The 10,247-nt window shown below is 67.3% G+C and carries 11 protein-coding genes and 1 pseudogene; 11 read left to right on the forward strand and 1 reads right to left on the reverse strand.

Annotated features, from left to right (window positions below; genetic code table 11):
* From VE759_RS13675 to xerD, 4 genes are all read left to right on the forward strand, one after another.
* Positions 1 to 317 (forward strand): copper transporter (locus VE759_RS13675; RefSeq protein WP_324933166.1); only part of this gene is annotated, 317 nt, incomplete at its 5' end.
* A 122-nt stretch (positions 318 to 439) separates the two neighbouring features.
* Positions 440 to 2,206, forward strand: a complete 1,767-nt coding sequence (locus tag VE759_RS13680) for a CTP synthase (protein ID WP_324933169.1) — start codon at positions 440 to 442, stop codon at positions 2,204 to 2,206.
* A complete protein-coding gene (locus tag VE759_RS13685; RefSeq protein WP_324933171.1) occupies positions 2,199 to 2,819 on the forward strand; it encodes an NUDIX hydrolase in 621 nt (206 codons plus the stop codon). Before VE759_RS13680 ends, VE759_RS13685 begins: the two co-directional genes overlap by 8 nt.
* Positions 2,820 to 2,851: 32 nt before the next feature.
* On the forward strand, positions 2,852 to 3,766 hold the full coding sequence (gene xerD / locus VE759_RS13690; RefSeq protein ID WP_324933192.1) for a site-specific tyrosine recombinase XerD: 915 nt from the start codon (positions 2,852 to 2,854) through the stop codon (positions 3,764 to 3,766).
* Between the two features lie 57 nt (positions 3,767 to 3,823).
* On the opposite strand, the pseudogene VE759_RS13695 reads toward xerD, so the two are convergent.
* A pseudogene (locus VE759_RS13695) lies at positions 3,824 to 4,046 on the reverse strand (O-methyltransferase); the annotation flags it as partial.
* 133 nt (positions 4,047 to 4,179) lie between these two features.
* Between VE759_RS13695 and VE759_RS13700 the strand changes: the two are divergent.
* The 7 genes from VE759_RS13700 (at position 4,180) to VE759_RS13730 (ending at position 10,235) form a co-directional block, all read left to right on the forward strand.
* Positions 4,180 to 5,043 carry a ParA family protein gene (locus tag VE759_RS13700; RefSeq protein WP_324933174.1) on the forward strand — a complete coding sequence of 288 codons (864 nt, stop codon included), beginning with the start codon at positions 4,180 to 4,182 and terminating at the stop codon, positions 5,041 to 5,043.
* On the forward strand, positions 5,040 to 5,846 hold the full coding sequence (locus VE759_RS13705) for a segregation/condensation protein A (RefSeq protein WP_324933177.1): 807 nt from the start codon (positions 5,040 to 5,042) through the stop codon (positions 5,844 to 5,846). Before VE759_RS13700 ends, VE759_RS13705 begins: the two co-directional genes overlap by 4 nt.
* Complete coding sequence (gene scpB, locus VE759_RS13710; protein WP_324933180.1) at positions 5,843 to 6,535, forward strand: SMC-Scp complex subunit ScpB; 693 nt, start codon at positions 5,843 to 5,845, stop codon at positions 6,533 to 6,535. The genes VE759_RS13705 and scpB overlap by 4 nt, the downstream gene beginning before the upstream one ends.
* A gap of 2 nt (positions 6,536 to 6,537) precedes the next feature.
* The gene (locus VE759_RS13715; RefSeq protein ID WP_324933183.1) at positions 6,538 to 7,284 is read left to right on the forward strand and encodes a pseudouridine synthase; all 747 of its coding nucleotides are present in this window, start codon (positions 6,538 to 6,540) and stop codon (positions 7,282 to 7,284) included.
* Positions 7,281 to 7,967: a (d)CMP kinase gene (cmk, locus tag VE759_RS13720; RefSeq protein WP_324933187.1), complete on the forward strand. Its 687-nt coding sequence runs from the start codon at positions 7,281 to 7,283 to the stop codon at positions 7,965 to 7,967. Before VE759_RS13715 ends, cmk begins: the two co-directional genes overlap by 4 nt.
* On the forward strand, positions 7,964 to 9,379 hold the full coding sequence (gene der, locus VE759_RS13725) for a ribosome biogenesis GTPase Der (RefSeq protein WP_324933188.1): 1,416 nt from the start codon (positions 7,964 to 7,966) through the stop codon (positions 9,377 to 9,379). The genes cmk and der overlap by 4 nt, the downstream gene beginning before the upstream one ends.
* An 88-nt stretch (positions 9,380 to 9,467) precedes the next feature.
* A complete protein-coding gene (locus tag VE759_RS13730; RefSeq protein ID WP_414687913.1) occupies positions 9,468 to 10,235 on the forward strand; it encodes a sulfite exporter TauE/SafE family protein in 768 nt (255 codons plus the stop codon).
* Positions 10,236 to 10,247 lie beyond the last annotated feature (12 nt).

Here is a 10,247-nt window from a genome sequence, read left to right on the forward strand (position 1 = left end):
TCGTGGTCACCGGCGGCGCGCTCGGCGAGGACGCCGGAAACAAGGGATCGACCGTCGCGCGGTTCGCCGCTGCGCTCGCTCCGCGCGGGTCGGGCACTGTGCTGGCCGGCGCCGGCGGGTCATCGTCGGGCACCGCGGCCGTGGCCGTCACCCGCGCCAATCCCGCGATGTCCGCGGTGGTCAGCACCGTCGACGACGTCGACGCGGCGGCTGGCCGAATCACCACCGTGCTGGCGCTTCACGACCTGCTCAGCGGTGGCCGCAGCGGCCAATACGGCACGGGTCAGGGGGCCACCGCCGTCACCGTCGCGCAGTAATGGGCAACCCGCGGGCGTGTCAGCGACGGCTTGTTGTCGTCAGTGTTAAGGTGAAATTCCGTGGGTCGGCAGGCCCCAGCTCTGTATAAGCATTGCCTGCGCCGTCGTCACGGGAGTTGCTCTTGCCAGCCTTACGCAAGCACCCGCAAACCGCCACGAGGCACCTCTTCGTCAGCGGGGGCGTCGCATCCTCGCTCGGCAAGGGCCTGACCGCCTCCAGCCTTGGTCAGCTGCTGACGGCGCGTGGCCTGCAGGTCGTAATGCAAAAGCTCGACCCTTACCTCAACGTCGACCCGGGCACCATGAACCCGTTTCAGCACGGCGAGGTGTTCGTCACCGAAGACGGCGCCGAGACCGATCTCGATGTCGGCCACTACGAGCGATTCCTCGACCGCAACCTTTCCGGATCGGCGAATGTCACTACCGGACAAGTGTATTCGTCGGTGATTGCCAAGGAACGGCGCGGCGAGTACCTCGGCGACACCGTTCAGGTGATCCCGCACATCACCGACGAGATCAAGAGCCGAATCTTGGCCATGGCCGCGCCCGACGCCGATGGCAATCGGCCCGACGTGGTGATCACCGAGATCGGCGGCACCGTAGGTGACATCGAATCCCAGCCGTTCCTCGAGGCGGCGCGCCAGGTCCGCCACGACGTCGGCCGGGAGAATGTTTTCTTTCTGCACGTATCACTGGTGCCGTATCTGGCACCGTCCGGCGAACTCAAGACCAAGCCGACGCAGCACTCGGTGGCCGCGCTGCGCAGCATCGGTATCACGCCCGACGCGTTGATTCTGCGCTGCGACCGCGACGTACCCGAACCGCTGAAGAACAAGATCGCGATGATGTGCGACGTCGACATCGACGGGGTGATCTCGACCCCGGATGCGCGGTCGATCTACGACATTCCCAAGGTGCTGCACCGCGAGGAGCTCGACGCATTCGTGGTGCGCCGGCTCAATCTGCCATTCCGCGACGTCGACTGGACCGAGTGGGACGACCTCTTGCGGCGGGTGCACGAACCGCAGGAAACCGTGCGAATCGCGTTGGTGGGCAAGTACGTCGACCTGTCCGACGCATACCTGTCGGTGGCCGAGGCGCTGCGCGCCGGCGGCTTCAAGCACCGCGCCAAGGTCGAAATGCGTTGGGTTCCCTCCGATGACTGCCAGACCGACAGCGGCGCGGCCGCGATGCTGTCCGACGTGCACGGCGTGCTCATCCCGGGTGGCTTCGGGATCCGCGGCATCGAAGGCAAGATCGGCGCGATCCGGTACGCACGCACACATGGCCTGCCCGTGCTCGGTCTCTGCCTGGGCCTGCAGTGCATGGTGATCGAGGCGGCGCGAACCGTGGGACTGACGGAAGCCAACTCCGCCGAGTTCGACCCGAAGACGCCCGATCCGGTGATCTCCACGATGGCCGATCAACGCGACGCCGTCGCCGGCGAGGCCGACCTGGGCGGAACGATGCGACTCGGCGCCTATCCCGCGGTGTTGGAGCCGGGATCCATCGTCGCCGAGGCGTATCAAAGCACTGAGGTATCCGAACGGCACCGGCACCGCTACGAGGTGAACAACGCCTACCGGGAGAAGATCGCCGAAAGCGGGCTGCGATTCTCCGGCACCTCACCCGACGGGCACCTGGTGGAGTTCGTCGAGTATCGGTCCGATGTGCACCCATTCATGGTTGGTACCCAGGCCCATCCGGAACTGAAGAGCCGACCCACCCGGCCGCACCCGCTGTTCGTCGCATTTGTCGGTGCGGCGCTGGATTACCAGGCGGCCGAGCAGTTGCCGGTGGAGATTCCCGAACCGCGACCCAACGGGTCCGAACACCGCAACGGCGGCCTGCTGCAAGAGCCCTTGCAGGAGCACGCCGCTCGTGGCTGAACACGACTTCGAGACGGCGTCGTCCGAAATCGCTTACATCGGAAACATATTGGCGCTGCGCGTCGACAAGGTGAAAATGCCGGGCGGCGGCACCGCCACCCGCGAAGTCGTCGAGCATTTCGGCGCGGTGGCGGTCGCGGCGGTCGATGACGAGCACAAGATCGCGATGGTCTATCAGTACCGGCATCCGGTGGGTCGACGCCTGTGGGAGCTGCCCGCGGGGCTGCTGGACACCGTCGGTGAGGACCCGCACACAACGGCGGCTCGCGAACTCAAAGAGGAGGCCGGCCTGGCGGCAACCACGTGGCGGGTGCTGGTCGACACCGACTCGTCGCCGGGGTTCTCCGACGAATCGGTCAGGACATATCTCGCCACCGGACTGTCGCGGGTCGACCGGCCGGCGGCCGAGGACGAGGAGGCCGACCTGAGACTGGAGTGGTTCCCACTCGAGAAGGCCGTCGAGATGGTATTGGCCGGGGAGGTCGTCAACGCCTCGGCGGCGGCCGGTGTGTTGGCCGCGCACGCCGTCGTAATCGACGGCAAGCCGACCCGGCCCGTCGACGCCGCCTGGCCGGACCGGCCGACCGCTTTCGCCCGGCGAAAGGGCCGGTAGTGACCACCGTCGCACCCGCGCTCGATGCGCAGATGCAGGGCTACCTCGACCACCTGACCATCGAGCGGGGCGTGGCCGCCAACACGCTGAGCTCGTATCGCCACGACCTGCGCCGGTATCAGGAACATCTGGCGCTGCGCGGCATCAACGACCTAGCGGACGTTACCGAGAACGACGTCAGCGAGTTCCTGGTGTCCTTACGCCGTGGCGATCCGGATTCCGGCGCAACCGGCCTCGCGGCGGTGTCGGCGGCCAGGGCGCTGATCGCGGTGCGGGGACTGCACCGCTTCGCCGCCGCCGAGGGTCTGACCGCGATCGACGTCGCCAAGGAGGTCAGGCCGCCGACGCCGAGCCGCCGGTTGCCGAAGAGCCTCACCGTCGACGAGGTGCTGGCCTTGCTGGAAGGGGCCGGCGGCGACGGCCCGTCGGACGGCCCGTTGACGTTGCGCAACCGGGCGCTGCTGGAACTGCTGTACTCCACCGGGGCGCGCATCTCCGAGGCCGTGGGCCTCGACGTCGACGACATCGACACGCACTCCCGCTCGGCGCTGTTGCGCGGCAAGGGCGGCAAGCAGCGACTGGTGCCGGTCGGGCGGCCGGCGATCGACGCGCTGAGCGCCTACCTGGTGCGCGGCCGTCCGGGCCTGGCCCGCCGCGGCCGCGGCACACCGGCGATCTTCCTCAACGCCCGCGGCGGCCGGCTGTCCCGACAAAGCGCCTGGCAGGTGTTGCAGGACGCTGCCGAGCGGGCCGGCATCACGGCCGCGGTGTCGCCGCACACCCTGCGTCATTCGTTCGCCACGCATCTGCTCGACGGCGGGGCCGACGTCCGCGTCGTGCAGGAGCTGCTCGGCCACGCCTCGGTGACGACCACCCAGATCTACACGCTGGTGACCGTGCACGCGTTGCGGGAGGTGTGGGCGGGCGCCCACCCGCGCGCACACTAGACGCGATGTCCGGATCCCCGGTCGCGGTGATCGGCGCCGGCCGCCGCGGCCAACGGCTTAACCGAGGAATTCGCTCTCGAGCACCAAGTCACGCACCAGCGTCTGGTACTCGGCATGCGTCTTGTGCTCGACGGTGTCGAACCGCTTGCCCTGCTGGCTGGGCATGAACTCGCGGGGTTTCGGCGCGCCGGCAACGCGGACGTTGTCGGCGCTGCAGGTCGCTCAGGTAGGCGGCCTTGTCGTGGTCGAGGAAGACAAAGTCGAGATTGCCGGGACCGAACAGCTTAGACGTGCCGGCTGTTTGGATCCGCCGCATAGTTGCCAGCGGGTCTGCCAATAGCGGCCTGCGCACGAGGATAAACTTGCCCGGATGTTCGCCTTGCCTTTACGTGGCATGACAAGGACGGCCGGGCATGACCGACGACCCTGACCACTCGGGCGTCGGCCTCACCGGTCGCCCGCCGCGCGACATCCCCGATCCCACGCCGAAGACCGTGCACGGCCCGGCGAAGGTTATCGCGATGTGCAACCAAAAGGGTGGCGTCGGCAAGACCACCTCGACGATCAACCTGGGCGCCAGCCTCGCCGAGTATGGCCGCAGGGTGTTGCTCGTCGATCTGGATCCGCAGGGCGCGCTGTCGGCGGGCCTGGGTGTAGCGCACTACGAACTCGACGCCACGATCCACAACGTGCTCGTCGAGCCGCGGGTGTCGATCGACGACGTGATGGTGCACACCCGGGTCAAGCAAATGGACCTCGTGCCCAGCAACATCGACTTGTCGGCCGCCGAAATCCAACTGGTCAACGAGGTCGGGCGGGAGCAGACGCTGGGGCGGGCGCTGCATCCGGTGCTCGACCGCTACGACTACGTGCTGATCGACTGCCAGCCGTCGCTGGGATTACTGACCGTGAACGGGCTGGCATGCAGCGACGGCGTCGTGATCCCGACCGAATGCGAGTACTTCTCGCTGCGCGGACTGGCGCTGCTGACCGACACCGTGGACAAGGTCCATGACCGGCTCAACCCGCGGCTGCACATCACCGGCATCCTGATCACCCGGTTCGACACCCGCACCGTGAACGCCCGCGAGGTGATGGCCCGAGTGCTGGAGCGGTTCGGCGATCTGGTCTTCGACACGGTCATCACCCGCACGGTGCGGTTCCCGGAAACCAGCGTGGCGGGTGAGCCGATCACCACGTGGGCGCCGAAGTCCGGCGGTGCGGCGGCTTATCGTTCGCTGGCGCGCGAAATCATCGACCGCTTCGGCGGCGCGTGAGCGCCACTGGAGCCGGCCAGCCGCTGCCCGAAAACGGATTCCAGGTCCGGCTGACCAATTTCGAGGGTCCGTTCGACCTGCTGTTGCAGCTGATCTTCGCCCACCGCCTCGACGTCACCGAAGTCGCGCTGCATCAAGTCACCGACGATTTCATCGTCTACACGAAAAGCATTGGCACCCAACTGCCACTCGACGAAACGACCGCGTTCCTGGTGGTGGCCGCGACGTTGCTTGACCTCAAGGCGGCGCGGCTGCTACCGGCCGGGCAGGTGGAGGACGACGAGGACCTGGCGCTGCTGGAGGTGCGCGACCTGCTGTTCGCGCGGCTGCTGCAATACCGGGCGTTCAAGCACGTCGCGGAGATGTTCGCCGAGCTGGAGGCCGCGGCGCTGCGCAGCTATCCGCGCGCTGTGTCGTTGGAGGACCGGTTCGCCGATCTGCTGCCGGAAGTGATGCTCGGCGTCGATGCCGAGCGGTTCGCCGAGATCGCAGCCATCGCGCTTGCCCCGAGACCGGTTCCGACGGTGGCCACCGAGCATCTGCACGAGACGCTGGTGTCGGTTCAGGAGCAGGCCGAGCAGCTGCTCGAGTTGCTGGAACGCCGGGGGATAGGAGTATGGGCGTCGTTTTCCGAACTCGTCGCCGATTGTCGGGAGCCGATGCACATCGTCGGGCGGTTCTTGGCGCTGCTCGAGCTGTATCGAACCCGGGCGGTAGCATTCGACCAGTCAGAACCACTTGGTGTGCTCCAGGTTTCGTGGACCGGAGAACGTCCGACAGACTTGGTGGACAAACAGCCATGAATCCAGAAATCCCGGACCTCGACCTGGGGCTCGAGTTGGAGCCAGCGCCGCCGCTCGACGACGCGGAGCTGGGCGGGGTGCTGGAGGCCATGCTGCTCGTGGTGGATACGCCGGTGTCGGTCGAGACGCTGGCCAGCGCGACCGACCAGCCCGCCTACCGCATCGCCGCCAAACTTCGGCTGATGGCCGAGGAGCTCGCCGAACGCGACAGCGGCATCGACCTGCGCGATGCCGGCGGCGGCTGGCGGATGTATACCCGCGCGAAGTACGCGCCGTACGTCGAGCGGCTGCTGCTCGACGGCGCCCGCTCGAAACTGACTCGTGCGGCGCTGGAGACGCTGGCAGTCGTGGCGTACCGGCAGCCGGTGACGCGGGCGAGGGTGAGCGCGGTGCGCGGCGTCAGCGTCGACGGGGTGATGCGCACGCTGCTGGCCCGTGGGTTGATCACCGAGGCCGGCACCGATCACGACACCGGCGCGGTGACGTTCGCGACGACGGACTTGTTTCTCGAGCGGCTCGGACTGTCGTCGCTGGAGGAGCTGCCCGACATCGCGCCGCTGCTGCCCGACGTCGACGTGATCGACGACATCAGCGAATCACTCGACGAGGAGCCACGTTTCGCGAGACTGCACCGGCCGTCGGCGCCGGACTCGAACGAGCAGCAGGCGTTCGACGTGGATCAGGACTGAGCGTGGCCTCGACCGACGAAGCTGTGCGATTGCAGAAGGTCTTGTCGCAGGCCGGAATTGCATCACGGCGGGCCGCAGAGAAGATGATCGTCGACGGCCGGGTCGAGGTTGACGGTCACGTGGTGACCGAATTGGGCACCCGGGTGAACCCCGCCACATCCGTGGTTCGGGTCGACGGTGCCCGGGTGATACTAGGCGACGACCTGGTGCACCTGGCGCTGAACAAGCCGCGCGGCATGCAGTCGACGATGTCGGACGACCGCGGACGGCCCTGCATCGGCGACCTGGTAGAGCACCGAGTTCGGGGGAACAAGAATCTTTTTCACGTCGGCCGACTCGACGCCGATACCGAGGGTCTGATCCTGCTGACCAACGACGGCGAATTGGCGCATCGGCTGATGCACCCGTCGTTCGAGGTGCCGAAGACGTATCTGGCGACGGTGAACGGAACGGTGCCGCGCGCGTTGGGCAGGACTCTACGCGCGGGCGTCGAACTGGAGGACGGGCCGGCGCGCGTCGACAATTTCGTAGTGGTCGACGCCGTCGCCGGCAAGTCGTTGGTACGGGTGACATTGCACGAGGGCCGCAAGCGGATCGTGCGGCGGCTGCTCGCGGCGGTTGGTCACCCGGTGCAGTCGTTGGTGCGCACCGAGATCGGTGCCGTATCGTTGGGTAACCAACGGCCCGGCAGCATCCGGCCATTGGACCGCAAGGAGATCGGCCAGTTGTACCAGGCGGTCGGCCTGTGACGGGTTCGGTAGTCGTCGCGATCGACGGTCCGTCCGGCACCGGAAAGTCTTCGGTGGCACGCGGTTTGGCGCGAGCGCTGCATGCGCGCTATTTGGACACCGGCGCGATGTACCGGATTGTGACGTTGGCGTTGTTGCGCGCGGTTGTCGACTTGTCCGACGAGGATGCCGTCGGCGCGGCGGCGGGCGATGTCTCGCTGTCAGTCGGTTACGATCCGGACAACATTCGTTGCTACCTTGCCGAAGAAGATGTTTCGGCGGAGATCCGCGGCGACGACGTGACGCGCGCGGTGTCGGCCGTGTCGGCAGTGCCCGCTGTGCGCAAGCGGCTGGTCGCGCTGCAGCGCGAGCTGGCCGCCGGCGCGGGCAATGTCGTGGTGGAGGGCCGCGACATCGGGACCGTCGTGTTGCCCGACGCAGACGTGAAGTTCTTTCTGACGGCCTCGGCCGAAGAACGCGCGCGGCGGCGTAACGACCAGAACGTGGCGTCCGGTCTGGGCGACGATTTCCCGGGCGTGCTCGCCGACGTCAAGCGCCGCGACCACCTTGATTCCACGCGCGCGGTTTCGCCGCTGCGGGTGGCCGATGACGCGATCGTCGTCGACACCAGCGACATGACGGAATCTGAAGTGATCGAGCATCTGCTGGAGCTGGTGAAGCAGCGGACCGGTGTCGTGCGATGAGCTCACACGATGCCGAAGGCACCTGGGTCGACGAAAGCGATTGGGAGCTCGGCGAAGACGTCGTTGCGGAATCGATCGAGGAGGCGTCTGGGCCACCGCCGGTGGTGGCGGTGGTGGGCCGACCGAATGTCGGCAAGTCGACGCTGGTGAACCGGATCCTGGGCCGGCGCGAGGCGGTGGTGCAGGACGTGCCCGGCGTGACGCGCGACCGGGTGTCCTATGACGCGTTGTGGACCGGACGCCGCTTCGTCGTGCAGGACACCGGAGGATGGGAGCCCGACGCAAAAGGCTTGCAGCAGCTGGTGGCCGAGCAGGCGGCGGTTGCGATGCGCACGGCGGACGCGATAATTCTGGTGGTCGACGCGGTGGTGGGCGCGACCGCCGGTGATGAAGCGGCCGCGAGAGTCTTGCGGCGGTCGGGCAAGCCGGTGTTTCTGGCCGCCAACAAGGTCGACAGCGAGCGCTTGGAGGCCGACACGGCCGAGTTGTGGTCGCTGGGTCTGGGCCAGCCGTATGCGATCAGCGCGATACATGGCCGCGGTGTGGCCGATCTGCTCGACGACGTCGTGGCCGCGCTGCCCGCGGTGTCCGAGCTGGCTGCCGGCGGCGGCGGTCCGCGCCGGGTGGCGTTGGTCGGCAAGCCGAACGTCGGCAAGAGTTCGCTGCTGAACAAACTGGCTGGCGATCAGGTGGCCGTCGTGCACGAGGCCGCGGGGACCACCGTCGATCCGGTGGACTCACTGATCGAATTGGGCGGCAAGCCATGGCGTTTCATCGACACCGCGGGCCTGCGCCGCAAGGTCGGTCAGGCCAGCGGACACGAGTATTACGCGTCGGTGCGCACGCATGGGGCGATCGACGCCGCCGAGGTGGTAATCGTGCTGATTGATGCGTCGGAGCCGATCACCGAGCAAGACCAGCGGATCCTGTCGATGGTGATCGAGGCCGGACGGGCGATGGTGCTCGCATTCAACAAGTGGGATCTGGTCGACGAGGACCGCCGGGAGGTGCTGGAGCGCGAGATCGAGCGTGAGCTGGCGCAGGTGCAGTGGGCGCAGCGGGTCAACATCTCGGCGAAGACGGGCCGGGCGGTGCAGAAGCTGGTGCCCGCGATGGAGGCAGCGCTGGAGTCGTGGGACACCCGGATCCCGACTGGGCGGCTGAACACTTGGATCAAGGACGTGGTCGCCGCGACGCCACCGCCGGTGCGCGGTGGTCGCCAGCCCCGGATCTTGTTCGCAACCCAAGCCAGCGCGCGCCCGCCGACGTTTGTGCTGTTCACCACAGGCTTCTTGGAGGCAGGATATCGGCGGTTCCTCGAGCGGCGGCTACGTGAGACGTTCGGGTTTGAAGGTAGCCCGATACGGATAAATGTGCGGGTGCGGGAGAAGCGCGGCACGCGATCGCGTTGAGGTGCTACGGAGCCACGGCCGGGACGAGCGCGGCTTTCCGCTGCACAGATGACTCATACGTAAGGTTCGGCGAGTGCCCGTTTCGCACATGATCTTGATTGCGCTGGCCGGCGTCGCGGCCGGGGCGATCAACTCGCTCGTGGGGTCGGGCACGTTGGTGACATTTCCGACCCTGGTGACGCTGGGCTATCCGCCGGTGACCTCGACGATGTCCAATGCGGTGGGCCTGGTGGCAGGCGGTGTGTCCGGAACGTGGGGTTATCGACGCGAGCTGCGCGGCCAGTGGGAATGGCTGCGTTGGCAGCTGCCGGCCTCGCTGGCCGGTGCGCTCCTCGGCTCGTGGCTGCTGCTGCACCTGCCAGAACAGGTCTTCGCCATGGTAGTGCCGGTTCTGCTGATCCTCGCGCTGATCCTGGTCGTGATCGGCCCACGGATCCAGGAGTGGGCGCGCAGGCGGGCCGAGGCGGCCGGCCACGCGCCGGACCACGTGTCGCGCGCGAGGTTGGCCGCCTTGGTGCTCGGCACATTCGCGGTCGGTGTTTATGGCGGCTATTTCACTGCGGCGCAGGGCATCCTGTTAATGGGCGTGATGGGCGCGCTGCTGCCCGAGGACATGCAGCGGATGAATGCGGCCAAGAATCTGCTGGCATTGCTCGTAAACGTGGTTGCCGCGCTCGCGTATGTGACGGTCGCGTTCAACCGGATCAGTTGGCCCGCGGCTGGGCTGATCGCGGTCGGCTCGCTGGTCGGCGGCTTCCTCGGCGCACACTATGGACGCCGGCTGTCACCGAATGCGTTGCGTGCGGCGATCGTGGTGATCGGCCTAATCGGGCTGTACCGGCTAATGACGGTGTAGGCGCTTCGGTGT

Origin of the sequence: Mycobacterium sp. (assembly GCF_035640695.1) — a bacterium.
In the GTDB taxonomy this organism is placed as follows: domain Bacteria; phylum Actinomycetota; class Actinomycetes; order Mycobacteriales; family Mycobacteriaceae; genus Mycobacterium.

Excerpts from the sequence above, each read along its gene's own strand:
- xerD (WP_324933192.1), top strand. The coding sequence starts at position 2,852 with ATGCAGGGCTACCTCGACCACCTGACCATCGAGCGGGGCGTGGCCGCC.
- VE759_RS13700 (WP_324933174.1), top strand. The coding sequence starts at position 4,180 with ATGACCGACGACCCTGACCACTCGGGCGTCGGCCTCACCGGTCGCCCG.
- scpB (WP_324933180.1), top strand. The coding sequence starts at position 5,843 with ATGAATCCAGAAATCCCGGACCTCGACCTGGGGCTCGAGTTGGAGCCA.
- der (WP_324933188.1), top strand. The coding sequence starts at position 7,964 with ATGAGCTCACACGATGCCGAAGGCACCTGGGTCGACGAAAGCGATTGG.
- VE759_RS13730 (WP_414687913.1), top strand. The coding sequence starts at position 9,468 with ATGATCTTGATTGCGCTGGCCGGCGTCGCGGCCGGGGCGATCAACTCG.